The organism is Gilliamella sp. X-57, assembly GCF_057063565.1.
Window position 1 is genome coordinate 46990 of sequence record NZ_JBXSQI010000013.1, and the last position, 26879, is coordinate 73868.

General features: G+C 35.9%; 27 protein-coding genes, 2 tRNA genes and 2 pseudogenes. 8 read left to right on the forward strand and 23 right to left on the reverse strand.

All coding sequences use genetic code 11. From position 1 onward, the window contains the following. Position 1 precedes the first annotated feature (1 nt). The 5 genes from ACYIAL_RS07275 to ACYIAL_RS07295 all read right to left on the reverse strand — a co-directional run bounded on the left by ACYIAL_RS07275 (position 2) and on the right by ACYIAL_RS07295 (position 3769). Positions 2–457 carry a DUF441 domain-containing protein gene (locus ACYIAL_RS07275; protein WP_483747694.1) on the reverse strand — a complete coding sequence of 152 codons (456 nt, stop codon included), beginning with the start codon at positions 455–457 and terminating at the stop codon, positions 2–4. After that, entirely contained in the window at positions 457–1167 is a 711-nt protein-coding gene (gene purC, locus ACYIAL_RS07280) for a phosphoribosylaminoimidazolesuccinocarboxamide synthase (protein WP_160431395.1), read from the reverse strand. The genes ACYIAL_RS07275 and purC overlap by 1 nt, the downstream gene beginning before the upstream one ends. Before the next feature lie 66 nt (positions 1168–1233). After that, a complete protein-coding gene (bamC, locus tag ACYIAL_RS07285) occupies positions 1234–1998 on the reverse strand; it encodes an outer membrane protein assembly factor BamC (protein WP_483751329.1) in 765 nt (254 codons plus the stop codon). Positions 1999–2035: 37 nt separating this feature from the next. Continuing rightward, positions 2036–2914 carry a 4-hydroxy-tetrahydrodipicolinate synthase gene (dapA, locus tag ACYIAL_RS07290; protein WP_483751330.1) on the reverse strand — a complete coding sequence of 293 codons (879 nt, stop codon included), beginning with the start codon at positions 2912–2914 and terminating at the stop codon, positions 2036–2038. Positions 2915–3010: 96 nt separating this feature from the next. After that, positions 3011–3769: a Nif3-like dinuclear metal center hexameric protein gene (locus ACYIAL_RS07295; protein ID WP_483751331.1), complete on the reverse strand. Its 759-nt coding sequence runs from the start codon at positions 3767–3769 to the stop codon at positions 3011–3013. 227 nt (positions 3770–3996) lie between these two features. On the opposite strand from ACYIAL_RS07295, the gene rnt reads away from it, so the two are divergent. After that, the gene (gene rnt / locus ACYIAL_RS07300; RefSeq protein WP_483751345.1) at positions 3997–4671 is read left to right on the forward strand and encodes a ribonuclease T; all 675 of its coding nucleotides are present in this window, start codon (positions 3997–3999) and stop codon (positions 4669–4671) included. Positions 4672–4775: 104 nt separating this feature from the next. Here the strand turns inward: rnt and ACYIAL_RS07305 are convergent, their stop codons facing one another. The 4 genes from ACYIAL_RS07305 to ACYIAL_RS07320 all read right to left on the reverse strand — a co-directional run bounded on the left by ACYIAL_RS07305 (position 4776) and on the right by ACYIAL_RS07320 (position 9110). Continuing rightward, on the reverse strand, positions 4776–5102 hold the full coding sequence (locus ACYIAL_RS07305; protein WP_065638199.1) for a Grx4 family monothiol glutaredoxin: 327 nt from the start codon (positions 5100–5102) through the stop codon (positions 4776–4778). Between the two features lie 345 nt (positions 5103–5447). After that, a complete protein-coding gene (locus ACYIAL_RS07310; protein ID WP_483751332.1) occupies positions 5448–6347 on the reverse strand; it encodes a hypothetical protein in 900 nt (299 codons plus the stop codon). A gap of 809 nt (positions 6348–7156) precedes the next feature. After that, positions 7157–7612: a DNA polymerase III subunit chi gene (locus ACYIAL_RS07315; RefSeq protein WP_483751333.1), complete on the reverse strand. Its 456-nt coding sequence runs from the start codon at positions 7610–7612 to the stop codon at positions 7157–7159. A 16-nt stretch (positions 7613–7628) separates the two neighbouring features. Next, positions 7629–9110: a leucyl aminopeptidase gene (locus ACYIAL_RS07320; protein WP_483751334.1), complete on the reverse strand. Its 1482-nt coding sequence runs from the start codon at positions 9108–9110 to the stop codon at positions 7629–7631. Positions 9111–9247: 137 nt separating this feature from the next. Here ACYIAL_RS07320 and lptF point away from each other — a divergent pair, with 137 nt between their 5' ends. Beyond that, positions 9248–10351 (forward strand): LPS export ABC transporter permease LptF, encoded by a 1104-nt coding sequence (gene lptF / locus ACYIAL_RS07325; RefSeq protein WP_160432194.1) that lies wholly within the window; start codon positions 9248–9250, stop codon positions 10349–10351. Further along, on the forward strand, positions 10338–11426 hold the full coding sequence (gene lptG / locus ACYIAL_RS07330) for an LPS export ABC transporter permease LptG (RefSeq protein WP_483751335.1): 1089 nt from the start codon (positions 10338–10340) through the stop codon (positions 11424–11426). The genes lptF and lptG overlap by 14 nt, the downstream gene beginning before the upstream one ends. Positions 11427–11507: 81 nt before the next feature. Here lptG and msrB read toward each other — a convergent pair whose 3' ends face one another. The 3 genes from msrB to msrA are packed head-to-tail and all read right to left on the reverse strand — an operon-like array spanning position 11508 to position 13071. After that, on the reverse strand, positions 11508–11939 hold the full coding sequence (gene msrB, locus ACYIAL_RS07335) for a peptide-methionine (R)-S-oxide reductase MsrB (RefSeq protein ID WP_160432199.1): 432 nt from the start codon (positions 11937–11939) through the stop codon (positions 11508–11510). A 57-nt stretch (positions 11940–11996) separates the two neighbouring features. Beyond that, positions 11997–12527 (reverse strand): cytochrome b, encoded by a 531-nt coding sequence (locus ACYIAL_RS07340; RefSeq protein WP_483747686.1) that lies wholly within the window; start codon positions 12525–12527, stop codon positions 11997–11999. A 4-nt stretch (positions 12528–12531) separates the two neighbouring features. Continuing rightward, positions 12532–13071 (reverse strand): peptide-methionine (S)-S-oxide reductase MsrA, encoded by a 540-nt coding sequence (gene msrA, locus ACYIAL_RS07345; RefSeq protein ID WP_483747685.1) that lies wholly within the window; start codon positions 13069–13071, stop codon positions 12532–12534. Positions 13072–13239: 168 nt separating this feature from the next. On the opposite strand from msrA, the gene ACYIAL_RS07350 reads away from it, so the two are divergent. After that, positions 13240–13512, forward strand: coding sequence for a DksA/TraR family C4-type zinc finger protein (locus ACYIAL_RS07350; protein ID WP_483751336.1), 273 nt, complete (start codon positions 13240–13242; stop codon positions 13510–13512). Positions 13513–13575: 63 nt separating this feature from the next. On the opposite strand, the gene ACYIAL_RS07355 is transcribed toward ACYIAL_RS07350, so the two are convergent. Both ACYIAL_RS07355 and ACYIAL_RS07360 read right to left on the reverse strand, forming a co-directional pair. After that, positions 13576–14226 (reverse strand): DUF421 domain-containing protein, encoded by a 651-nt coding sequence (locus tag ACYIAL_RS07355; protein ID WP_483751337.1) that lies wholly within the window; start codon positions 14224–14226, stop codon positions 13576–13578. Between the two features lie 576 nt (positions 14227–14802). Further along, positions 14803–15294, reverse strand: a pseudogene (locus tag ACYIAL_RS07360) (HPP family protein). A gap of 156 nt (positions 15295–15450) precedes the next feature. On the opposite strand from ACYIAL_RS07360, the pseudogene ACYIAL_RS07365 reads away from it, so the two are divergent. Beyond that, positions 15451–15588: pseudogene (locus ACYIAL_RS07365) on the forward strand (TetR/AcrR family transcriptional regulator); the annotation flags it as partial. 762 nt (positions 15589–16350) lie between these two features. On the opposite strand, the gene ACYIAL_RS07370 reads toward ACYIAL_RS07365, so the two are convergent. From ACYIAL_RS07370 to erpA, 3 genes are all read right to left on the reverse strand, one after another. After that, positions 16351–16426 (reverse strand) — tRNA-Gly (locus tag ACYIAL_RS07370). 19 nt (positions 16427–16445) lie between these two features. Beyond that, positions 16446–16533: transfer RNA gene (locus ACYIAL_RS07375), tRNA-Leu, on the reverse strand. Between the two features lie 217 nt (positions 16534–16750). Next, complete coding sequence (erpA, locus tag ACYIAL_RS07380) at positions 16751–17089, reverse strand: iron-sulfur cluster insertion protein ErpA (protein ID WP_034914816.1); 339 nt, start codon at positions 17087–17089, stop codon at positions 16751–16753. A 157-nt stretch (positions 17090–17246) separates the two neighbouring features. Here erpA and hemL point away from each other — a divergent pair, with 157 nt between their 5' ends. After that, entirely contained in the window at positions 17247–18539 is a 1293-nt protein-coding gene (gene hemL, locus ACYIAL_RS07385) for a glutamate-1-semialdehyde 2,1-aminomutase (RefSeq protein ID WP_483751338.1), read from the forward strand. Positions 18540–18607: 68 nt separating this feature from the next. Continuing rightward, positions 18608–19084 (forward strand): thioredoxin-dependent thiol peroxidase, encoded by a 477-nt coding sequence (gene bcp, locus ACYIAL_RS07390; RefSeq protein ID WP_065638162.1) that lies wholly within the window; start codon positions 18608–18610, stop codon positions 19082–19084. A gap of 23 nt (positions 19085–19107) precedes the next feature. On the opposite strand, the gene ACYIAL_RS07395 is transcribed toward bcp, so the two are convergent. Next, positions 19108–20190 carry an AI-2E family transporter gene (locus ACYIAL_RS07395; protein WP_174796239.1) on the reverse strand — a complete coding sequence of 361 codons (1083 nt, stop codon included), beginning with the start codon at positions 20188–20190 and terminating at the stop codon, positions 19108–19110. 48 nt (positions 20191–20238) lie between these two features. After that, on the reverse strand, positions 20239–21741 hold the full coding sequence (locus ACYIAL_RS07400) for a helicase HerA-like C-terminal domain-containing protein (protein ID WP_483751339.1): 1503 nt from the start codon (positions 21739–21741) through the stop codon (positions 20239–20241). 161 nt (positions 21742–21902) lie between these two features. Between ACYIAL_RS07400 and ACYIAL_RS07405 the strand changes: the two genes are divergently transcribed. Beyond that, positions 21903–22133: an HP1242/YdcH family protein gene (locus ACYIAL_RS07405; RefSeq protein ID WP_174796237.1), complete on the forward strand. Its 231-nt coding sequence runs from the start codon at positions 21903–21905 to the stop codon at positions 22131–22133. A gap of 630 nt (positions 22134–22763) precedes the next feature. On the opposite strand, the gene ACYIAL_RS07410 is transcribed toward ACYIAL_RS07405, so the two are convergent. From ACYIAL_RS07410 to ACYIAL_RS07425, 4 genes are read right to left on the reverse strand one after another with little or no spacing between them, the layout of a single operon-like run. Continuing rightward, positions 22764–23630 (reverse strand): hypothetical protein, encoded by an 867-nt coding sequence (locus ACYIAL_RS07410; RefSeq protein ID WP_483751340.1) that lies wholly within the window; start codon positions 23628–23630, stop codon positions 22764–22766. Positions 23631–23633: 3 nt separating this feature from the next. Then, on the reverse strand, positions 23634–26441 hold the full coding sequence (locus ACYIAL_RS07415; protein WP_174796235.1) for a phage tail protein: 2808 nt from the start codon (positions 26439–26441) through the stop codon (positions 23634–23636). Further along, positions 26411–26629, reverse strand: a complete 219-nt coding sequence (locus ACYIAL_RS07420) for a hypothetical protein (RefSeq protein WP_174796234.1) — start codon at positions 26627–26629, stop codon at positions 26411–26413. Before ACYIAL_RS07420 ends, ACYIAL_RS07415 begins: the two co-directional genes overlap by 31 nt. Further along, a complete protein-coding gene (locus ACYIAL_RS07425; protein WP_065638155.1) occupies positions 26629–26868 on the reverse strand; it encodes a hypothetical protein in 240 nt (79 codons plus the stop codon). The genes ACYIAL_RS07420 and ACYIAL_RS07425 overlap by 1 nt, the downstream gene beginning before the upstream one ends. Between the last annotated feature and the right edge of the window lie 11 nt (positions 26869–26879).

A 26879-nucleotide genomic window follows, 5' to 3' on the forward strand; every position in this document is an offset into this window, starting at 1 on the left:
ACTAACTTTTTCCAATTAATAGCGATAATATACCGGCAGCAATCAGTGGACCAACTGGAATGCCTTTGAAAAATGCAACACCAATTAGCGTGCCAATAATTAAGCCATTGATAATGGTAGGATGTGCACCAATGAGCGATATACCACGCGTGCCAAGCCACGAGACTAAAATACCTACAAAAATAGCCAATATGGATTGCCAAGTGGTAAACGATTTGACTATATCACTAAATTTTAACGACCCATCCGCCAACGGCACCATCATCGCGGCAGTTAAAATAACAATGCCGATAGTTAAGCCATATTTATTTAAAAACGGGAAATAAGTGTCAAGTGGCGTTAATTTAAACAGCAACAATAACAATACGGCAAATGTTACTGTGTTATTGTGCGTCAAATAACACAGTGCTGCTAACCCCAAAAGAAGGAAAAAAGAAATATCAAACTGCGCAAACATTACAAACAAACACCAATGCGTTTTGCCACTTCTTCATAAGCTTCAATCACACCACCTAAACCTTGGCGAAAGCGATCTTTATCCATTTTTTTAAGTGTGGACTTTTCCCACAGGCGACAACCATCAGGCGAAAACTCGTCGCCTAAAGTGATTTCACCTTTAAATAAACCAAATTCGAGTTTGTAATCGACTAATATCAGCCCTGCTTTATCAAATAGATCCGTCAAAATGGTATTGATTTTAAAGCTGAGTTCTTTCATTTTGGCTAGTTGATCATCGCTAGCCCAACCAAAAGCTTTACAGTGTGAATCGTTAACCATTGGATCGTGCAATGCATCATTTTTTAGAAATAATTCAAACGTAGGAGGATTTAAGACTTGACCTTCTTCAACCCCTAGACGTTTAACTAAAGATCCCGCTGCGCGATTGCGCACTACGCATTCAACAGGAATCATTTGCAGCTTTTTGACAAGCACTTCATTGTCAGATAATAAGGCTTCAACCTGAGTTGGAATACCCGCTTCGTGCAATTTAGTCATAATAAAATAGTTAAATTTATTATTCACCATGCCTTTACGATCTAACTGCTCAATGCGTAAACCATCAAATGCCGAGGTATCATTGCGAAACTCAAGAATTAATAAATCGGGATTTTCGGTGGTATATACCGTTTTTGCTTTACCACGATAAAGCTCAGCCAACTTTTTCATGTTTATAACCTTAATATCAATTGCCAATAAATAATTAAGGAGCTCTGCGCTCCTTAAATTCCAAACTTATTCTTGATTTGTACCGCTCACGGCTGTTGCAGGTTTCTTACTTTCATTGTCTTTTGCAGCATCATTGTTTTGTGCTTTTGGTGGCACAACTCGCACTGAATCAGGCGCAACATCATCCATTATGTCATTAAACAAACCAACAACATAACGTTGGACTTCGATCGGTTGCGACATCAAATCATCAGAACCACGATTTAACGAAGTTATTGAAATGGCGATAGTTTCGGTATCGCCTAATAATTGTCGCTTAATTGAATAAGTAGCTTGAACTGCTTGATCTTCGTCAGCACGTGGCATAAAGGCATTACCTGTTTTAATAGAATTATTGTCACGGTTAACAATAGAGATATTTTTCTTGCTTAAACTATCAGGGATTCGCTCCCACACATGGCTACTTAATGGTACATTAAAAGTGACCGCACCATTGTTATAAATCGCAAATGCGTCTTGAATAGTTGGAATTGGTAAACTTGGCGGCCTAATATCTAGCTGTTTGCCTAAATCACCATGAAATTCGGATTTATCAATATAAAAGTCACCACTTTCAGCCGGCACCTTAACACCTTTAGGAATGACTAACGGTTTTAAAGTGGGTGATTTAAGGTAATCTTCATTACCTTCGACTTCGCGCTTAAAATTTTGATCGCTACCACAACCGACAAGAAACAAAGAAGCCAAAACGGTTAAAACAGCCGTTTTTTTAATAACATTGCTTTTAAATATGGTTTTGTTCAATGTTTTATTCAATGTATTATTTAACATAGATATCTGCTTTTTAATTAAAGGTTATAAAAAATAATTACAGTAAATTTGCCTCTTTTAATGCTTGCTCAACGGCAGGAATCGACGAGGTGCTTAGCCCAACCAATGGCAATCGAATAGTTGCGCTTTGCATTAAACCTAATCTTGCGCACGCCCATTTGGCTGGCGTTGGGTTGGGTTCGATAAATAAATTATGGTGTAAAGCCATTAAAGTGTCGTTTAAGGTGCGGGCTTCTTGAATTTGGTTATTAGCAGCAAGCTGACACACAGTAGCAACGGCTTTAGCCGCAACATTAGCTGTCACCGAAATTACACCATCACCCCCTAAAATCATAAAGTCTAAAAAGGTTGAATCATCGCCACTCAATAATTTAAAATCAGAACCAACCAGTTTGCGCGTTGGGTAAACTCTTGAAAGGTCGCCAGTTGCATCTTTTAGAGCGACAATATTTTTGATTTTAGCTAAACGACCCACGGTTTCGGGTTTAATATCACTACTAGTGCGCCCCGGCACGTTATATAAAATCTGCGGTAGCGCAGTGCTTTCGGCTATGGCTTTAAAGTGTTGATAAATACCTTCTTGAGTTGGTTTGTTATAATAAGGAGCAACCGTTAAACAACCTGCAACACCGATATGTTCAACTCGGCTGGTTAATTCAATGGCCTCTTTTGTTGCGTTTGCACCAGTGCCGGCAATAATGGCAATACGTCCATCGGCATAGTCGATAGTTCGTTTAATCACATCAATATGCTCATGGTGATCAAGCGTAGCCGATTCGCCCGTTGTTCCCACCGAAACGATACCCGATGTTCCATTGGCAATATGATATTCGACCAATTTTTTTAAGCTTACGTGGTCAACGTTTCCTTTCGTATCCATGGGAGTAACAAGTGCGACCAGACTTCCTGTAAACATAAAATGACCTCTCATATAATCGGTTTATAACATTAGGTAAAGAATAAAAAATCTGCGAATAAGTATGCGATATTTCTAAGGTAAATTCAACTTTTGTTATGCAGGATTATCAATATCAACAAAAATAACCTCAATACCATAACAACTCGCTAACCATTCGCCCAATTTTCTAATACCATAACGCTCGGTGGCATGATGACCAGCGGCATAAAAATTAATGCCATATTCGCGTGCAAGGTGGATAGTACGTTCCGACACTTCACCCGTAAAAAATGCATCTACGCCCATTTGTGCCGCTTGTTCAATATAATCTTGCCCACCGCCACTACACCACGCAATATGATTAATCATTTCAGGCGCATTATCACCACAAAATAGTACTTGCCGTTTGTTATTGTGTAACACTTGTTCAAGCTGAAGTTTAAATTGCAAAGCAGTCAGTGGCGAGCGTAATGTACCAGTAAAAAGCAGATCGGTGATATCGTTGCGTTTATCGACCGAAATACCTAACAAATTAGCCAGTTCGATATTATTGCCAAAAATGGGATGACCATCTAACGGCAAGTGATAACCATATAAATTAATATCGTTAGTTAATAGCGTTTTTAGCCGTTGGTATTTAATGCCGGTGATGGTTTGTACTTCGTTCTTCCAAAAATAGCCATGATGTACAAGCACCGCATCGGCTTGCAGTTCGACCGCTTTATCTAACAATAACTGGCAAGCGGTAACGCCTGTCACAATTTTATTGATATGCGCACGCCCCTGCACTTGCAATCCATTTGGTGCATAATCACGATAGCGGGTAATTTGCAGTTCGTTGTTAATAATCTGTTCTAACTCAAAGTTTTGCATTGATTACTCTGTTTTAATATTGTTTAATGATGATTGATAATTATAATCACTTTAATCAATAATGGCATCTAATCGTTCGCTTTAATGTAGCTTAAATGTGATTGGCGCAAAGCTTGCTAGAATGACACCTAATAAAAATAAACACATGGAATGCAAACTCTCAACACCAATGCTAGGCGAACCGCTTAAAAGCTGGCATAATAGCCCTTTTTTGATAGATAAGATAAATTAACGTGCCAAACGCCAAATTATGTGAACGCTTTCGTGGATTTTATCCGGTTGTAATTGATATTGAAACATCAGGATTCGATCCAAAACTCAACGCTATTTTAGAAATCGCCGCTATCACCTTAAAAATGACACCTGATGGCTGGTTAGAACCTGATCAATCCTTACAATTTAATGTCAATCCGTTTAATGATGCAATTTTAGAACCCACCGCACTTGCTTTTAACGGCATTGACCCTGATAATCCACTGCGCGCTGCCGTGGACGAAAAGCACGCCTTAGACGAAATTTTCAAAATGGTTAGATCAGGCATAAAAGCCAGCGACTGCACGCGCGCAGTGATAGTTGCACATAATGCGCACTTTGATCATAGTTTTTTAATGGCAGCGGCTGAACGCTCAGGCATCAAGCGTAACCCTTTCCATCCTTTTGCCACCTTTGATACAGCATCGCTCAGTGGTCTGGTTTTTGGGCAAACAGTGCTAGCAAAAGCCTGTCAAGTGGCACAAATTACATTCGATCTCAAACAAGCCCACAGTGCACTATATGATACACAAAAAACCGCCATACTCTTTTGTAAAATTGTTAATCGACTTAAATCGCTTGGGGGGTGGCCTTTAGCGCCTATGAAGAGTGAAACAGAAACACAACAATACGATAACAATATTCAATAAACTAAAAACGAATAAACATACAAAAACAATTGAAAATTAATTTACTCGTTATATAACTACCATAAAAAAGCGCGCTCAACTTGCGCGCTTAATTCATCGTTTAATTAAGACTTATGCTTTTCGGCAGTTTGCTTAATAAGCGTTTGTAGTTCACCAGCTTGAAACATTTCTAACATAATATCACAGCCACCTACTAATTCGCCTTCCACCCATAATTGTGGAAACGTAGGCCAATTTGCAAATTTAGGCAATTCAGCACGAATATCAGGATTTTGTAAAATATCAACATAAGCAAACGGCTCACCACATTGCGATAAAACCTGTACCGCTTGAGCCGAAAAACCACAACTTGGTAATTTTGGCGACCCTTTCATATATAAAATAATCGGGTTTTCGGCAATTTGTTTTTTGATTTTATCGAGTGTTGTCATTTCGACTGTCATGCGATTTCCTTGGTCATTCATTGTAATAATAGAAGCTATTTTAACGCACAATAGGGTTTGTTCCTACTGCTATCTTATAACCAATTTGCTTAATGGTGGTTTTTAGAGCGAATTGTGGAGGCGTTGTTTTTGTAAAAAATAATTAAAATAAAAAAATAATAAAATCAATCTAATTCCTGACGTTTTGTTTTGTTGCTGAAATAAGTGGGGTTTATTAGATTTACCTTTGCGAGGTACTTCTTTGTCGGCTCTGCCCCCTGCTTACGCAGAAGGCGCTTTTTTTAATTCGTTATCCTCAAATTCACCTACGCCTCAAGGATTAAGTCCTAAATGCTAAGGAACTATACAAATTCCATTCGAGACGAAACTTGGATAAGAACTACGCACGGCGCCGTTAATTGAGTTTACACCGAATGAAGCTTCACCTGTCCAGTAGTTTCCGAAGCTGTTAAAGCTTGCACCAACGTAATTAGCCAGCAACCCCCATTCTGCGAAGAATCCTCCCCCAATTCGACGCTGGTAATGATTACCTGTTGATGATGGCGTAGCGCCGACGGCTCCTTCACATTGTCGGCCTGAGTTCAAACCCAAGCATACCGCATTAGTCAGGTCCTTTACCTGTGGCATACGATACCCTAAACCATTACACCAATCTGCTTGGTAAAAAGAGTAATCCCCTTTATCTCCACGGTGAACGAACCACTTTTGTAATACAAATCCATATTTTACTATCTCATTACCGCCACTATCTCTCCCCACTAATTCGAATGTCTGCGGTAACCTTGGCACAGAGATCCGACTTGGATGAGGATTGTACCATTGAGCTCTAGCCTCTGGCCCCTTCAGAGAAACACGCGTTACCATGCCACGAAACCATCTATCGTTTGATCTTGTCCTTTTTACGGTAACAGTTATTCCCTCATGTGTGACTGGCTCCCATGTCAATTGATCTGGATCAACCCCCTCTATTTCTAAATCAAAATATAATCCATCAGCACCCGTGGTTGGGAAATTAAGAGCGTATGATGTGGGATCTGATTGAGTGATGAGAAATCCTCCATTTGGGTTCCATATGTCAGCAGGACCGGCGTATTCATCTGTGCCCCAATCCTTATTCGGCCTTGCGAAGCTGATGGCTACCGGTGGTTCCGATGGCAATATTATGGCATCACTACGATTATCCCCTCGACCATTTTTATAGGTTAATGCCGGTAATCGTAATGAATACGGCAATAGCAACAACAGTGCCAGCAATAATGAAAATTTTGGAAATATTTTTGATGATAATTTTGGAAATAACGTTGAGAATGTAAACGAGGCGAATTTTAAAACTTGTCTAATAGGTTCATTTGATAAGTTTAAGACATAGGTTTGCCAGTGCTGGTGTTTGGTGTTTGGTGTTTAAAATGATAATGCATTACTTCTCCTTTGTCAAGTATTTTATTGATTTATTTGATATTTTTAGCTAGATCACTTATTAAATAAACTGATTAATTAAATTATAGCCACAAAAAAGTGCTTGGCTAGTTTTTTTGCGGATTTTTAGTAAGGAAATGTAAATAACTGAACGGTTCGGCCTTGGAATGGTAGAGATTATTCAATCAAAATAATCGATTGTATTTTGATCGTTTTAACTTTTTGGTGGAATAAATAGCATCTGTAGCAACATCCAAGATGGATTGCGAATTTTTATCTAATAATCTTGTAACTTTCTAAACCACCTATGCGGTGGTGAACGATATAGAGCATCATGACTTATTTTGAGAAAATTTCTAAACCGCCTATACGGTAGTAAACTAAAAGCCAACATACTATAAAACTTGTTGGAAAAAAGACAAACAAGATTTTGATATTAAAAACCTTTTTTTATAAGTTGTTTTTAATTTATTGTTTTTATTTATTGATAAAAAAATGGTTAGCGCTGTTTTAAGTTTTCGAATAATGCGTCAATTTGGTCGTAAAAAGTCAGTTAGCATGTTGATTTTTTTATTTGTGATTTTTAGAAAAAACCATTAAGAAAATCAGTAAGATCTTCGCCCTATTTATTCGCAAGTGATTGGAATAGTTTTAAGATTAAATCCAGCCTCTTTATATAACTTATACCTTGCCCTTGCAAGTGGCTTTAGCTGTTCATCAACTGGCACAAAATCGATAATATCACGATAAACACCAGCAAATTCGGGAAATTGCTCTTGCAAATTAATCAGCAACTGGCGAGAACCACTGCTGCGTTTTTCTGGCCAGCAGATTTCAATAGGGGATCCTCCTTTCATACCTTCACCAGCTAAATTGTGTGGTACAAAATTGGTGGTGTCAAGTTGCCAAAGGTATTCATCTATTCGCTCAGCTTGAGCCTGATTTTGGCAAGCAACTAGCACGCGCTGTTTGGCGTGCCAAGCTTCAACTATCTTTTGGCATGCTAGCTTTTCATAAAATAGCATGCCCAATTCGTTGGCTTCTGTTTTATTTTCAAGTAAATAGAAGATCACTTTTTTCATAAAATCTTAGCTCAATTTATTGATCTTGTAGATATTGAATCAACATGGCAACTGGGCGACCTGTTGCACCTTTTTGCCCACCAGACTTCCATGCAGTGCCGGCAATATCTAAATGTGCCCATTGATATTTTTCAGTAAAGCGTGATAAGAAGCAAGCAGCGGTAATGGTGCCACCATCACGTCCACCTGCATTGACAATATCAGCACAAGTTGATTTGATCTGTTCTTGGAACTCACTATCAATAGGTAGTGCCCATGCCTTGTCGCCCGCTTTGTTGGATGATGCTACCAATTGCGCAATTAGCTTGTCGTTGTTACCCATTATCCCTGTATAGTGATGTCCCAACGCAACGATACAAGCACCTGTTAAGGTGGCAATATCAATAACGATTTTTGGATTGTAACGTTCAACATAAGTTAACGCATCACACAATACTAAGCGCCCTTCAGCATCGGTGTTAATCACTTCAACCGTAGTGCCTGACATGGTGGTGAGTATGTCACCGGGGCGATAGCTGTTGCCATCAGGCATGTTTTCACAGCCGGCCATGATACCAACCACGTTAATAGGTAATTTAAGTTCAGCGACAGCCTGCATAACGCCATAAACAGTTGCAGCGCCACACATGTCGTATTTCATTTCGTCCATACCGGCAGATGGTTTAATAGATATGCCCCCTGAATCAAACGTTAGCCCTTTACCGACTAAAACATATGGCTGAGCTTTTTTATCTTTAGCGCCTTGATATTCCATCACGGTCATGATTGATTCATTTTGCGATCCACGTCCGACGGCTAAATAGGCGTTCATGTTTAATTTTGCCAGTTCGTTTTCACCAAGGCAGGTGACTTTTAATGATGAGTGTAATTTACCAAGCTGTTTACCTTGTTCGGCTAAGTATTTTGCATTACAAACATTTGATGGCATATTGGCTATCGTTTTTGTTGTCGCAATAGCATTTGCAATAATTTGACCTTGTAACAAATTATCAGTTAATCCTGATAATGCTTTTTTGTCTTGAGTTAATAATGTGATTTTAGTTAGACTTGGTACAGGGATTTTCGTGGTTTTAAATTCATCAAATCGATAAGTTATGTCGCTCACAATTTTCGGTAGTTGTTTAGCAAATTCAAGGCTATTTGCTTCATTAAATACAAATAAATCCCATACGATATTTTTAATTTTTTTAGCAAGCAGTTCTTTAATTACTGCTTGAATGACTTTTTTGGCTTGAGTTAAGTTAAACGCTTTGGCTTTGCCACATCCAACAAATAAGATCTTTTGTTTTAAGCTGTTACTGTTTGGATATAATAAGGTGGTTTGACCTATTTCACCACTTATGTCGCCTGATTTGATAAGCTCACTAACTAAGCCATTAGTTGATTTATCGATATCTTTAACAAGATCAGACTGGTTTTTTCCTGAATCAATTGAAATAACTAAACACTCTGTTTTTTGTTTGGTTATAATAGCGCTGTTTTTTATTTGAAACTCCATAATGCTTCTCGTTTGTGAATGGGTAGAGATTGTTAATATTCTATCGGTTCATTGTTGGATAGCAACAAAAAGATAACTAAAACCAAACAAATCAGATTATAATAGCCAGATTTTGTGCCAACATGTATAGGTAAAATGTGATAATTCGTCGATATTTAGTTAAAGAGACATTGAAAACCCAAGGGGCAATTTTGTTTATTTTGTTACTGATTTTCTTTTCTCAAAAATTAATTAGAATTTTGTCGAGCGCCATTGATGGTTCGATTCCCCGTGATTTGATTATGCCGTTATTAGTCTTGGGTGTATCGAATATGGCTGATCTCATTTTACCGCTGAGCCTTTTTCTTGGTGTATTAGTTACCTTTGGGCGCCTTTATTCTGACAGCGAAATGGTGGCAATGCATGCTTGCGGGGTTAAGAAGAATTTGACGTATCAAGTGGTGCTTTTTCTTTGTATTTTAACTTGCATACTAACGGCACTCAATTCGCTTTGGTTTGGTCCTTGGACTAGCGTTAAGCAAGATCAGCTACTTGCCAATGCGAAAATAAACCCTAGTTTAGCGGGATTGTTAGCTGGGCAATTTCAACAAACACCTGATGGTAATTCGGTGATTTATATTGGTAATGTGGATAATAATAATTTAGAAAATGTGTTTATTGCTCAAATCAATCCAAAAACCAATCAACGCCCTTCCATTATTATTGCTAATAAGGGAAAGACTGGACATGATGATGAAGGTAATCAAATCATCACCCTTGAAAAGGCCAATCGTTATGAAGGCACAGCACAATTAAAGGATTTTCGAATTTCACACTTTAATAATTATTTAGGCATAATAAAACCCAAAGTGTTGTCGACCGATGAGGATACAGATAAAACTGATGTTCAACAATTAGGATTATTTGAGCTGGCAAGCACCAATACACCTAAAGCCAATGCTGAATTTTATTGGCGAATAACCTTGATTATTTCAGTGCCATTAATGGCATTTTTAGTGATTCCACTGAGCGTATCTAATCCACGCCAAGGACGACTTGCACAAGTTTTACCGGCTTTACTGCTGTATTTGGTTTACTTTTTGTCGGCCAGTTCGATTAAAGCCAATGCAGGTAAAAGCCGCTTAGATCCCGAATTATGGTTTTATATTTTGAATTTAGGGTATTTTGTGTTAGCGCTAATTTTGAATTGTTGGGATAACTTATTTATGCGTAAACTTCGCTTAAAATATGCGGCATCTTAAGGAGAAAAGCGTGTTTTCGATTTTAGATCGTTATATTGGAAAAACTATATTAAGTACCATCGGTATTAGCCTTTTTTTACTTATTAGTTTGTCAGGTATTATCCGTTTTATTGATCAACTGCGAAAAATTAAAGTTGATTATGATGCGTTTTCTGTGGGTATTTATACCCTGTTAATGGTGCCAAAAGATTTGGAAGTGTTCTTTCCTATGGCCGCATTGTTAGGTGCGTTAATTGGTTTGGGTTTGCTGGCATCACGCAGTGAGCTCATTATAATGGAAACTTCCGGCTTTAGCCGTTTTAAAATTGCATTTGCAGTGATGAAAACAGCCTTACCGCTGGTGTTAATTACCATGGCGATTGGTGAATGGGTTGCGCCAGTTAGCGAACAAACTGCACGCAATATGCGTTCTGAAAAACTTTATGGTAATTCGTTAATGGCCGAACAAGGTAGCCTTTGGGCTAAAGATGGTAATGATTATGTATTTATTGGGCATGTAAATAACGATAATTCGATTTCAAATATTTCTATCTATTCGGTCGATGACAATAAGCTACTATCCATTACCCACGCCGCCTATGGTGTTTATGAAAACGATAGTTGGACTTTGTCGCAAGTCGAAAAAAATGAGCTAACGGTGCAAAACAAAGTTGTGGGAGTCAATATGGTCTCCATCCCTTGGAAAACGAATATTACCCCCGATAAATTAAGTATTGTAGCATTTGACCCGGATTCGTTATCGGCCTCTGGGCTTTATCAATATTCACAATACCTTAAAAGCTCAGGGCAAGATACCAAGTATTACGATTTACTATTTTGGAAAAAGATTATCAAGCCAGTTTCGGTGGCGGTGATGATGTTGTTAGCTTTGTCATTTATCTTTGGTCCGTTACGTAGCGTGTCAATGGGGATTCGCGTGGTGATAGGCATCAGCTTTGGCTTTTTGTTTTATATTGCCGATAATTTATTTGCTCAAGTAAGTATTGTCATGGGTATTTACCCTATTATTGGATCACTTATCACCAGTTTTGTGTTTTTGTTGATTAGTTATATCTTGTTTAAACGAAAGAACTGAGATAAGCGGGTTAGTATATAGATCCTATCATCCATATAGATGATATGTTTTTTTATTTTGTTACTTTTATTCTGTCCGTATTTATTCTTTATCAAATAGTTTTAAATACTGACCATAACCGGCATCTTCAAGTTCATCTTTTGGTATAAACCGTAAAGATGCTGAGTTGATGCAATAACGCAATCCCCCTAAGGCTTTTGGTCCATCATTAAAAACATGGCCAAGATGAGAGTCAGCATTTGCAGATCGCACCTCGGTACGTCGCATACCAAAACTGGTATCCTTTTTTTCAATAATATTGCCCTTTTCTATTGGTTTGGAAAAGCTAGGCCAGCCACAGCCCGAATCAAATTTATCTAATGAAGTAAATAGTGGTTCGCCAGATACGATATCAACATATAGCCCTTCTTGCTGATTGGCATAAAATTCGTTTTCAAATGGAGGTTCTGTCCCATTTTTTTGGGTAACATGATATTGCATAGGTGTTAATATGGACAGTGCTTTTTCTTTCATTGTTTTATTCATAAGTCACCTTCGTTATTTAATGTTGTTTGTTTTAATTAATGGTGATTAATCACGGCTTAACATAGATTGCAATACTTTATCTTTAATCCAAAAATAATGATATAAGGCACCAACTATATGTAAAATAAGTAACATAGCTAATAAATATGAGCTAACTTTATGGACAGTATGAAAAAAATGATAATACATGTTCGGCATATCAAGCGCAGGAATAGATAAGATGCCAAATACATTTAGAGAATGACTACTCATTAAATATCCAGAGGTCGGTACTACCAGTAATAAAATATAAATAAATCCTTGTACCGATTTTGATAATGCGCGTTGTAACTTTTGCTCTTTTGGTAAGACATCAGGTACACCTTCTTTTTTAATCACAGCAAAGCGCCATAATGTGATTACAAAAATCACTAAGCCAAAAGATTTGTGCAATATATAAAGGGTAAACATGCCCCCCACATAGTGTGATAATGTCACGTTAAATGTCACCAATAAAAATGCTAATACAATAAGTATCATTGTTAGCCAATGGATCCATTTTTGTTTGATACTGTATTGTGGGTAGTTTTGCATCATTCGTTCATCCTTTATTTGATTTTTGCCAATGTCTAGCCAAAAAGTCAGATCGCCCTGATAATTGGTAATATTGATTATAGTGTTGAGGCTGTTTGGTGTAATAACTTTGGTGATAACCCTCAGCTGGATAAAAAGCCACCGCAGGCTCTATCGCAACACCAATTGGCTTATTAAATCGTCCACTTTCTTGCAAGGTTTGTTTAGACACTAATGCTTGTTTATGCTGAAATTCGTTATGGTAAAAAATCGCTGGACGATAAGAACTGCCCCGATCAGCAAATTGACCTTGAGAATCGGTTGGATCAATTTGTTGCCAAAAGATATCTAAAAGCTTTTTATAACTAATTAGTTTGGGATCAAACGTGATTTGAACCGCTTCGGTATGTCCTGTTGTACCCGAACAGACTTGTTGGTAGGTTGGGTTTGCAACATGTCCACCAGTATACCCTGAAATAACATTGATCACCCCCTCATACTGATCAAAGGGTTTTACCATACACCAAAAACAACCGCCGGCAAATGTTGCTTGTTCATATTGCTGCATAAAAACCTCCGTATTTTGATAATGTTAAATTAAATACACGAATGCTTACCCTGTAACAATATAATCAATAACGTCATTTTTTGATTATTTATTAGCTATATTACTTGAAATAATTAAAAAAAACACTATGTCATCAACATACTATTTCAGTTATAGGAGCTTCCTTTTATGGCGAGTGGATGGGCATCTGACGATGCCGTTAATCAACAAATCGAAGGAACAATTGCCGATGCTATCGAAAACGCAAGAAGGCAACTTAATCACGGTACTACTAGCGCTGATTTTTGTATTGCATGTGGGGAACCTATTGCTGAAGCCAGAAAAGCAGCATTACCCGGAGTGCAATATTGTCTGTCTTGCCAGCAAGAAATCGATAAGCAATTAACTAAGGTATCAAACTTATATAATCGCCGTGGTAGTAAAGATAGCCAACTGCGTTAATTAGTCGATGGTTCTAAATTAATTGAGCTAAAATGGGTGGAGCTAATCCACCCTAAAAAATGATTATTTTTTACCTTCACGTACCGCATCATAAGGATAAATAATCAATTTATTATCAAACCATTCAGCACAAAAAATATCATCAATTTTTTCATATCCTTGTTTTGAAATTTCGCTTTTAACCCAATCTTCATCTTTATTAAGCTGCTTAAGATTATCCTGACTAATTGCACCATTTTCAATGATGAGTACAGCGATATCTTTATCGCCTTTTTTGATAATGGTTAAAGAACCATTGAGTTCATACCAAACTTCTTTCAATTCATCAAATGAAGCTATACCTTGTATATTCACTAAAGTTTCAAAATCTCTTACCGGTAAGTTGGCTTTTATAAAATTATCCGTGATTAAATGGCCACTTTTCACTAATTGGATTGGTTCACCATCTATGGCATCGCGTAGGCGTGAGTTTTTAGATTTGATAAAACGAATTAAAACAAGTAGACCAGCCCAAATAGCCACTAACCCAGCAGCTTCCCAAGGCGATACTGTCGGGCTAAGTAATGCTCCCCCAACTAGCGCACCAATCACCATACTACCTACCTGATCGAGCTGCGACATTGGCGCAATTTGGCTTTTTCCTGACAACTTCACATAAACAAGTAAAATAATTAAAGCTAACAAAAATTTTGGTGCCATTTCTAATAAATACATTTCCTTTCTCCAAGCTAAACATTATATGTTGAACTACAATTCCAAACGCAGAATTAAATAGAAACTTCTGTATCGAAACGGGTAATAATTTATGTAAAAATCGGTGTAACTTTTGTTTAATTGACAATCAATCCATGTCTATTTTTTATAAGAAAATCTAAAACACTGCATGATTATTATGATAAGTAATTAATTGTATTGTACTCTAAAATTTGAATAAATTATAAGATTATTGCTTTGATTGCAATAACTAATTTCTATTATGTAATGCGATTTTGGCATGATGAAATATTAAGCTATTGTTAATGGATAAAATACGATTAATTATTACTTAAAAACTCGATCGCATTATGCGGACCATTATTTGCAATATTATTCAAGGCAACAACCGCTAATGCATTGTCTTCCACTCCTTAGGATACTAATTGTTGAATTACCTGCACCATTTATGATGGCCTTTGTTTACATCGAATTGCGATCTGGTTCGATAAAGTTAACTATTTATTTCAATTAAAATATGATGTTATTCGTTTATTCTTATTTATGTGCTTTTACTATTAACCAATAGAGTGGCCACTAGTTTTTTCCAGTATGATTATTAACAATGTACGCAATGATGGCTAAAGCGATAGAGCCCGATAACACCGGAAACAGTAAGAAGCTAAAATCATAATGAATTTGACTTGGTGTTAACAATATCACTAACGGATTAGCGGCTGCAGGCGGATGCACATATCGAAAGAACTGCATTGCTGCAATGGCACATCCCACAGCCAAGGCGATAACTAATGCTGAGTCACCGAGTAACTTTAAAAATAATAAGCCGATAAGCGCTGATATTAAATACCCAAAGATTATATTCTAGGCTGCGCCAAAGGAGACTGAGAAACTGCAAATAAAATAACACACGAAGTTCCAAACAGAGCCATGATAAAATAGCTAGCAGAGTATGTTGTCAAATACTCTAACGTTAAAAATTGCCAAAAAACCACCTAACAATCCTTGTACTAAATAAAGTAATTTGGGTCTACTAGGTAATTTTTCGCTAACCAAAAAGAAGAGTTTCATTAGTTATTTGTCCTGTTTCGTTATAATGGATAATTCAATAAAATCGTACATTTCTGTTCATCTTGCAATTTATTTAGGCAACTTAATTTTGAAAAAATGTACAAACGAATCATCAAAACAGCTGAAAAACTCTTTTATTAAAGTGGTTTTGCTAAAGTTGGCGTCGATGAAATAAAAGATAAATCTGGATGCTCTAAAACCACCTTATATAATAACTTTGGTAGTAAAGACAAACTGATAATTGAAGTATTTAAATATAGAGATTCAAAGAAAAGCTTAATGAAGCTGTCCTAAGCCTCAGTGCAATGGATGGAATTAAAAATGGCCTTGCGAAGAGAATTTTAACGGCTGTTTATTTATGCGAGCAACGGAAAAAATGTATGAAGATTAGCCCTGCATATAGGATATCATTACCGAACAGAAAGAATTCATTCGAAATCTTATTTCTTCAAAGCTTGAAGATCATCCTGATAAAGCATCTTTAACCAATAAGCTAATGGTACTGGTACTACTTGAAAGACTGCTTAATATTAGTATGATATACAAAAATAATCAACGTCTGCATAAACAAATTTAACAAGATGCTCTTAATCTTATGCTAGATTTGCTAAATAATAAATCGGTAAATAAGGAAGATTAATTAAAAGCAAGTATTAGATTTTTTTAAATAACTTGGATATAACGCTTTTTGATGATTTTAAAAGATGGTTCATATCTATCATTATATGCGTCGCTAAGTAGATGGGGATTGTCGTATTCAATTTTGTCGACATAATATTGATGTTTTTAAAGAAATAAGCCTCAATAAGATAAACTATCCCTATGTAAAACAAATGTATATTATAGAGTATGCAATTCGAGTCTATAATACTGATTCAGTAAAGCAATGGGATAATCATAATTAACCGTACCCATTTCAGATTGATCAAATCTTGATCGTATTTTTGTCCAGATGATTAGTCTACTGTTTATAATGACAAGTTCTACCATTATGAATATTGATAAAAACTCAATAATATTGATAAATTTTTCTACACTAATGTTATAAAATTTTATTGGAGCGGGAAACGAGGTTCGAACTCGCGACCCCGACCTTGGCAAGGTCGTGCTCTACCAACTGAGCTATTCCCGCGTAAGAGGTGTTTGTTTAATGGTGCCCGGGGCGAGACTTGAACTCGCACGGCCAAAAAGGCCGAGGGATTTTAAATCCCTTGTGTCTACCGATTTCACCACCCGGGCTCAAAACTTATTACCGAAAGGTAATTGCGTTTTGAATGCTGTGCATTTTACCCATCTTAAATTTTCCGTCAACAAAAAAATTTAAATTATTATCTAACTGCTCAATGTTTGTCACATTTTGTGGGTTTATTCATCTATCCCGCTTAAAAAATAAAAAATTCGGATTTATTGTTTAGCAATATGTGTTATTAGTATTTAAAAAAAGCTTAAATACGACTTAAACACTAAAAGATGAACCACAACCACAAGTCGTTGTTGCATTAGGATTGTCAACCACAAAGCGAGAACCTTGTAAGCCTTCTACATAATCGATTGTGCCACCAACAAGATATTGTAAGCTCATGGGATCGATAACTAGTGATACGCCATTTTTTTCGATGGCTAGATCATCTTCATTGACTTTTTCATCGAAAGTAAACCCGTACTGAAATCCACTACAGCCACCACCAGTAATGTAAACTCTTAGTTTAAGGTTTGGGTTTTCCTCTTCTGTTACTAATGATTTTACTTTATTTGCTGCTGCATCAGTAAAGTTGATTGGTAAAGCATCGCTCATATTCTTCTCCTAATATATTTATCTTAGCATTATATACCCTTGCTAAATGAAAATACAAAATAGAAAACTTCTATTAAATAAATTTCTAATAGCTAGCTTGAATTTATTTTGATTTTATGAATAAATACCACAAAATCTTATAGAGAGCATCTCAATTATGCGAAATACATTTAAATCAGAAAAGCTTTATCATCAGGCCTTGTCCATTATGCCTGGCGGTGTTAATTCACCGGTCCGCGCTTTTAATGGTGTGGGTGGCACACCTTTATTTATTGAACGCGCAAATGGGGCATATATTTATGATGTAGACGACAAGGCCTATATCGATTATGTCGGTTCTTGGGGACCAATGATCCTTGGGCATAATGATCCTGATGTAGCCAATGCGGTAATTAATGCGGTGCATAATGGTTTAAGTTTTGGTGCACCAACCGAAATTGAAACCAAAGTTGCCAATTTAGTGACGCAATTAATGCCTTCTATTGAAATGGTGCGAATGGTGAATTCGGGAACTGAGGCAACCATGAGCGCCATTCGTGTTGCACGTGGTTTTACTGGCAGAGATAAAATTATTAAGTTTGAAGGTTGTTATCACGGGCATGCTGATTATTTGTTAGTTAAAGCTGGTTCTGGTGCGCTTACTTTTGGACATCCGACTTCGCCCGGTGTACCTAATGATTTCGTGAAGCATACCTTAGTTTGTGATTATAATAATTTAGAGTCAGTCAAAAAGCAATTTCAGCAATATGCTAACGAAATAGCTGCCATTATTATTGAGCCTGTTGCTGGCAATATGAATTGTGTTCCAGCGAAAAAAGAGTTTTTACAAGGACTGCGTGAACTTTGTGATCAATACGGTGCGTTATTGATTATTGACGAAGTAATGACGGGTTTTAGAGTGGCGCTTGGTGGTGCTCAAGATTATTATGATGTGGTACCCGATTTAACTTGTTTAGGCAAGATTATTGGTGGTGGTATGCCTGTTGGAGCTTTTGGTGGTCGTGCGAATATTATGATGCAATTAGCACCAACTGGTCCAATATACCAAGCTGGAACTCTTTCAGGCAATCCCGTTGCAATGGCAGCAGGTTATACAACTTTAACCAAGCTAATGGAAGTTGGGATCTATCAAGAGTTAGCAGATAAAACTGCATCGCTTGCTGATGGATTATTATCGGTCGCTAAAAAACATAATGTGCCATTAGTGGTGAATTATGTAGGTGCAATGTTTGGGTTGTTTTTTACAACTGCTTCTGAAGTAACCAGTTATCAAGATGTTATGCAGTGTGATATTGAATTATTCAAAAAATTCTATCATCATATGCTAACTGAAGGTGTTTATTTTGCACCGTCAGCTTTTGAAGCTGGTTTCATGTCACTTAAACACACAGACAAAGAGATCAATCACACCATTGATGCAGCAAATCGTTTTTTTAGTAACTTAATTTAAAAGTATGACAATACTTTTAATATACCTAAACAGATCAAATTTAAACTATTAAAATAGGTAATAATTATATGGTTAATCCACTTAAAGAAGGTGAAAAAGCACCACTGTTTTCGTTGCCAGACCAAGATGGAGAGCTTGTAGGCTTGAATGACTTTAAAGGTCAACGTGTTTTAATTTATTTTTACCCAAAAGCAATGACGCCAGGTTGCACTGTGCAAGCATGTAATTTGCGCGATTGTTCTGATGAGTTTAAAAAATGCAATGTGGCAATCCTTGGAATTAGTACCGATAAGCCAGAAAAGTTATCTCGATTTGTTGAAAAAGAGTTATTAAATTTCACGTTGCTTTCTGATGAGAATCATGAAGTCGCCCAAGCATTTGGTACTTGGGGTGAAAAAGAGTTTATGGGTAAAACCTATGATGGGATTCACCGTATTAGCTTTTTAATCAGCAAAGACGGTACAATCGAAAAAGTATTTAATGATTTTAAAACATCCAATCACCACGAAGTAATTTTAGATTATCTAAAAACTCACTGTAAATAATTTATACAAAAGCAGATTAACCATTAATCTGCTTTTACTTCACTATTATTATTTAACTCATCTGTTTTTGGCCAAGCATTTATAATTGCTTTGACCAATGTAGCCAAAGGTATTGCAAAAAATATCCCCCAAAATCCCCATAGACCACCAAAAACAATTACCGCTAAAATAATAACAAGTGGATGTAAGTTGAGCTTTTCAGAGAATAAGCAAGGTACGAGTAAGTTGCCGTCTAATGTTTGAATCAGAATATAGAAAAATAATAAATAACCAAATTGCGCGGTTAAACCCCATTGAAATAGTGCAATTAATACAACGGGAATCGTTGAAATAATAATACCAACATAGGGCACTAAAACAGATAATCCGACAAGCACAGCTAATAAGAGTCCATAATCTAACCCAAAATACCAAAAAGGGATATAAACACAAACCGTTAAAATAATAATATGTAGTACATTGCCAACAATATAATTGGATATTTGCATATCCATTTCAGCGGCAACTTTGTTTAAAATTGTGCGGTTTTTGGGTAAGATTTTGGAGCAGTATCCCCATATTTTTGCTTTATCTTTTAGTAAAAAGAACATCATTATTGGCACTAATACCGCATTAATCGCAACAGATACCATCCCTAACAAAGAAACAATTGAAAATTGTAACAACGAATTACCAGTTTGCACGACTTTGTTGGTAATACCTTGGATGACCGAATCGAATAAACCAACATCGATTAATTCTGGATAGTGTTCAGGCAAGTTGGTGAGGAAATTATTAGCAAAATTGAGCATGTTTGGGATATTGGTAATTAAGCTAACACTTTGTTGCCAAATTAATGGTAATAAAATCATAAATCCAACGAATACCACCATTAAAAAAAGTAGTAATACCATCACAACAGCGAGAGTTCTTGGAATATTTTTTTTATGTAAAAAGTTAACTGGTCTATCCAGTAAATAAGCAAGCACAATAGCAATTAAAACAGGCAGTAAAATTTTATTAAAAAAATAGATGATTATAAATAAGCCAACAATAACAGCCATTAGCGATACAACATGCGGGTCGCTAAAACGCTTTTTATACCATTCCATAAACATTTTTAACATTAAAATACTCCTATTTTGCTAACTTTTGGGGTAATAAGCTCAATTTTATTATTTTTTAAAACCACCTAATATGCCACGGGTGATCTGTTTACCAATTTGATTAACAACTTGCCTTGTTGCACTTTTGGCTATTTGTTGAGTAATACCATCATGTTGACCTCCTTTTGGTCCTTTTTTACCAAAAAGGACAGTGCTTAAAAAATTAAGCAATCCACCATTATTTTGCTTATTGCTTACATCGTTATTCATATTTTGGTTAGACAAGTTATCTAATGGAAATCCATTTTTTAATATTTCATAAGCCGATTGTCGATCTAAGGTTTGCACATATTTATTGTAAAAATCGGATTGATGAATAATAGATGATTGATTGTCTGGCGACATTGATCCCATTTTTGAACCTGGTGCAATAATATAACCACGCTCAACCATGTTTGGACTACCCTTTTCATCTAAGAACGAAATGAGTGCTTCACCAACACCTAATTCCATTATCGCTTTTTCAGTGTCAAAACTTGGATTTGTGCGCATGGTTTGCGCGGCTGTTTTTACCGCTTTTTGGTCTTTAGGGGTAAATGCGCGTAAAGCATGCTGCACACGATTACCTAATTGCCCTAAAACTGTATCAGGAATATCACTTGGGTTTTGCGAGGCAAAATAAATCCCAATTCCCTTAGAGCGAATTAAGCGCACAACTTGCTCTATTTTTTCTAATAATGCAGGCGAAATGTCATTAAAAAGTAAGTGAGCCTCGTCAAAAAAGAAGACAAGTTTAGGTTTATCAAGATCACCAACTTCTGGCAAATGCTCAAAAAGTTCTGATAATAGCCATAATAAAAAGACTGAATATAATTTAGGCGAGTTATATAATTTGTCGGCCAACAATATGTTAACTATGCCATGACCTTCAGGATTAACTTGCATTAAATCTTGAATATCGAGCATCGGTTCGCCCAGAAAAAATTCGGCACCTTGTTGATCGAGCGTTAGCAATCCGCGTTGGATTGCACCAATTGACGATAACGAAATATTCCCGTATTGTGTGGTGAATTTTTTAGCATTATCACCCACAAATTGAATTAATGCTCGAAGATCTTTGAAATCAATTAATAATAAGCCGTTATCATCCGCAATTTTAAATGCTAACTGTAACACACCAGCTTGAACGTCATTTAAATCAAGTAATCGACCAAGTAAAATCGGTCCTATATCTGACACGGTACTGCGAACAGGTATCCCTTTTTCAGCAAAGACATCCCATAATTCAATGGGTGACGAATCTGGTTGCCAGTTATCGACTCCAATGCTAGCTAAGCGAGCTTGTAGTTTTTCAGATAATATGCCCTTTTCACCAATTCCTGTTAGATCACCTTTAACATCAGCAAGAAAAACAGGTACACCTATTTTTGAAAAACCTTCAGCCATTTTTTGTAATGTAACTGTCTTGCCGGTACCCGTTGCCCCAGTAATTAAACCATGACGATTAGCTAATGAAGCTATAATAGATAAATCTTTGTTATGGCTTTTGGCAATTACAATCGATTCACTCATGGATTAACCCCTTAGTAAATTTGTGATTAAAACAGTTTTGTTATAAAAATAATTTCGCTATTAAAACAATTTTTCTATTAATGCGACAAATAATATTGTATTCTGAATTGGTAATAGGTGCTATTGTTATTATTCTATTTAGCCTAATATAAGGAGGCGCTATGTTTCCAGAATATCGAGAAATAATTTCTAAATTAAAGAATACCGATTTACGTTTTCAAAAATTGTTTGATCAACATAATGAGCTTGATCAAAAGATTAAAAACATTGAATCAGGCATTATTGTCAATACGACCGACACAATAGAGGCATTAAAAAAACAAAAACTTAAAATTAAAGACGAAATTTACGAAATTTTAAGAAAAGCGTCTGATACTCATTTAAATTTATAAATAAGTACAGCTTATAAATATTTTAATTAAGAAAATCTTAATATATCAAAAAGATTAAACAAAAAAACAATCATTTTTTTAAATTGCTGTCAAAGTACTCGCTCTTTAGCGAGTACTTTGAACTAATAGATTAGAAGAATATTTAATCAACAGAGGTTTTCTACTATGCCTAGAAAACCAATAACAGCAATACAAGAAAAAAATAGTGCAAATCTCACTTGAAATGCTGATCCCTGCCAATCACCTTATCAAAAAAATAGCGAAAGGGATTGATATTGCTTCGAGAATCTGTCGCTTCAGTTATTGTATAGATGATAATTTTCCAGAAAAATATCTTATCAGATTTTTTAAAATCAAACTGTTACTCATCTTTTAGATACCCGCTGTGAGCGACGACTGGTTCAGAAAATTCAGGTTAACCTAGCTTACCGTTGCTTCTTTTGTATGGGATTAACTAGAATTTTCTGAAAGAATTTATGTTCACTGATCACGATAAATAATACACTATCAATTTACATACATCAAACACACAAGCACAATATGATATTATCGATTTTGTGATGTTATATGATGCAATTGATTATTGTAAGTTGAAGATTGATAGTGTGATATGATCTATGTGAATATGAATTATGCAATGATATTATCAATAGCGACTGCGTTTTTTACGCCTCCTTTTGTGTCAAACGCAATAGCGTAATAATCAAATTTATGCCTGATCCTAAAGACAACATCTCCATTTTCGTCACTTTGGTGTTTTGCTATTAAGTCGCCATTTAATCTGGAATGCAAATAAACATCTTGTTTTGGTAGCGGAGTTCCATCCTGATCTTTAACTTTAGCAGTGATGTATGTTTTATTTAATAACCAATGAATAACATCGTTGACAATATTCATCGCGTCATTAGTTAATTCAACATTAAAAGGGTAGCCAATAAAAGCACAATCCGCAGCAAAAGGTTGACCTTTTAAATTTAAATCACCTTTACGAAACACAGTACAAGTGACAGTAGGTGCGTAATAATTACTTTCAAATCGATAAATCGCCAATGGCATCATATCTTTTGGCGTTGTTTTGTTATCATCAAAGATATAATAAAGCCAAGTGCTTTTGTCTGATTTTTGATATAGTGAAATTTCTTTTTTACTATAATTTATTGATATAACATCTTTATTATTTATAACTTTTGTATGACGTTGACCGTACGAATAATCTATTTTATTTGAAATACCGATCGACGTAACAGCTCCACTATTACCGTCCGAACCGCCAGCTACAACTGGAATGCCTTTCTCAAAGCATTTTTGGATTGGTTCACCTGCACGTTTTTCTTGAGAATTTATATAATCCATAATTAGATCAAATGTTGATAAATAACTTTCAGTATAATCGCGTGATGTCGTATCACAAAAAAATACTTGATGATCTTCACTAAGCGCAGTAATCATCGCTTTAACATAATCTTCTGCATCACTGCAAATAACAATTTTTGCCATTTTTTAATCCTCAAATTTAAATTCTAATTCGTTTTGTCTTTCTTTATTGAAAATAAACTCAATATCTTTACCCACAATAATACTATGTCTAAATTTCTGACTTGATTCTAAATCATTTTTGATGCTAGATAATTCAATAGATAAATCGCCTTTTTTTAGATGGCTAATATCAAACGAAAAACTTGGTTCTTCGGTTATTGTATCAATAAGCGTATTTGTGAAATGTCGCAATACAATGCGATATTTTACATCAGGTTCAACAGTTACATTCCCTTCATACCACCCGACCATGACACCAGATGTCTGCTGTAACCTATTTCTTGACGACCAGTTAATGTCTATTGTTTTATCGAGTATTGATGCAGGATAATAGCAACCATTGATAGTAACGTTAGCAGGAGGATAAGGCCGTATTGCCCGTCCATTAATATCAATAACGCGCCCCGTTGCATCTTTGGGATCGAGTGAACCAGTTGAGGTGCTTGTAATGATACGACAATCAACCTTGTCACCCTCGTAATAGTCTTCTGTTTTTATCGTTAACTGTCCTCCGCAAAAATAGACTCGACTATTTTGATTGTGTATTTCAGGTATTGTGTCAAGACAACCTCGTTTTACAGTTAATTGATTACCATTACATGATTCAACAAATAGAATCTCATCATCAATTAAAATCCACGTATATTCACTGTTTCTCGGCGCATTATCCAGCGTAATAACAGATTCCATTTTGTTAATTTGCTGTACTAATGTTCGCATTTCACATTCAGTGAGGCTTTCTGCATTATCAAAGTTATTAGACAGCGATGTGACCAATTCCGCCAAAATCACATCATTAGGTAAATCAATAACAGCAGAAGCAATTTGTCCTGCCAAATCATTGTCACCCTCTAATAACCGATCTACTGCTTTTTGTCCGTAGTTATAAACTAGTTCATAATAAGGCGATTCAACGATAATAAAGTTTTTGACAGGTTTTGCTACACCATTATCAGCAGGTAAAGAAATAGGTGGTTGAGTACTAACAACAGATGAAGTAGGCAATGAAAACACATCTCGGGAACATTCAATCGTTACCTGATTACTTTTTTGTGTGCCATAGTCAACAGATATTATTCGCATTACCACATTGCCCAATCCCAATTGTGGCATATTTAATAGAAACACATCTCCTCGACTCAACATTCTACCGTCTAAATTAAGCGTTAGTGTAACAGAAGCAAGATCTGAAGATAAATACGCTAAGTCCCTCATAGCCAATCGAGAAGCCAAAGAACGACTGTATACAGTATCGTACGTGACTGTTGTATTATTTTCTCGACCAGCCATTGTGATTAGTGCATCGTCACGAACTGTGACCGAACCTTGTTTATAATCATTTGTTCTATCAATAAAATTGACTGTAACAGAATTAATCATCTCAGTGACAATATTTTTTTTGATATCCGAAATTTTAACAATATTTGTTTTATCAAATATCGGTAGTTCATCAATATTGTAATTATTTCTGATCAATTTTATTTCAAACTGATTTGTTTGCGCATTTTGATCAAGCACACAATCAACCGTTTTTTCAATGTTCTTCTTTAAATCTTCAAATTTACTCTGATTGTTCCAAAGATAAGATAACCCAAGTTTTTCTTGATAAAAAATATCTGCAGCTTGCTTGAATGACTCCTCATTAATAATATTTTGCACTGATTGAGAATTAAATCCTGTATACTGGCTTAACACCAATTCTCTTAGTATATGTGCTGGATTCATATCTGCATTTGGACCATTAATAGCGTACATCATTGTGTCATAAATTAGGCTAGAATCAGAACCAACAATAACGGGGATACCATCCTCGGGTGTGTTGTCGATCTTTGCACTTAAAGATACATTATGATTGCCAACATTAATGCAATAAATATCAACATCTCGACCGTTAGCTATATTAAATCTGCCCGATTTATTAATTAGATCATGAATATCATTATTTTTAATAGAATCGACATTCTCTAGTTCGCCGTCACTCACGAAGATACAACAACGGTTCATATCAAAATTAACTACTTCTTTAAAAAAAGAGACAGATGCATTTAAAACAGACTCGAGATTATCACCCCCCACAATCTTCAAGTCATCAATAAATGATAAAAGAGGTGAAATATCATTTTCTGATACCTTTCTAATTAATTTAGTTTGCGGTGAACCACCTTGATATGTTGTGATCAGTATATCTAATCTTGACGAAGCTAGATCCATAGAAGTTTCAAGATTATTAATTGCTCGTTTCATTGCTGTTTTTAGTGCAGTGATGCGTGACCCACTCATACTATTAGATGTGTCTAAAATAAAATGTATCGCGGTGTTACCTAGTCCGCCTTCAGATCTAATTTCAGCTTTTTCGTTATACCATTGAGGTGTTTTTTTTGCATCTTGATAATGTATGCGTTGTACAACAACCGCTATATCTTTTAAATATGGATTATTTCCCCAATAAAAATGCTTGAAAACTGCGCCAGCAACATAACGATACGCCGGTACAATTTGCGAAATCTTGCTAGCTAGATAGCTATTCCGGCTATGTTTATCGTGACCTGAATAAACATCAACACTTCCAGATAAGCCACCCTCTCTAGATTCTCCACCGAAAAGAGATGGTTTATCAACAAATAACGTCCCATCTTGCAGCGATCCTTTCCATGCAATTCTGTCTGCTACGCTGATATTAATCAATTTATCAATCGTACCTTGGCAAAAGATCATACTAGTACCAGCGTAATATTTGTAACCTACTGTTTGTTTCTTTTTGCTTCCACCCATATTCTCCGCCTAGCTTGTTCTATTACTTGATTTGCCATTACATCATTAATTTTTATTAAAATTTCAGCATCAATACCATTTTTCAAAAAATCGGACCAATCTAATCCATGACGTTTAAAAAAAGCTCTTCCACCTGAACTACATTGTCGTGCTGCAATTAGATCTTCACGCTTAACAATTAACTTCATTATTTTTTACCGCCTTTCTTTCTAATAGCTTTAAGCGATTTATCGCCTACCCAAGTGTAAATTGGATTTGTTATTTTAACTGTGCCAAAAACAATTGGTATTTCTGTCCCTTCGGTTGAAGTGCCAGTTTTAAACTCATCCGCTTCTATTTTTTGTTGGTTCTTTTTACCGTGCGATCCAACCACACCAACAATTAAACCAACAACAACAGCAACCAATGCTGCAACTAATGCAAACATAAAACCTCCTT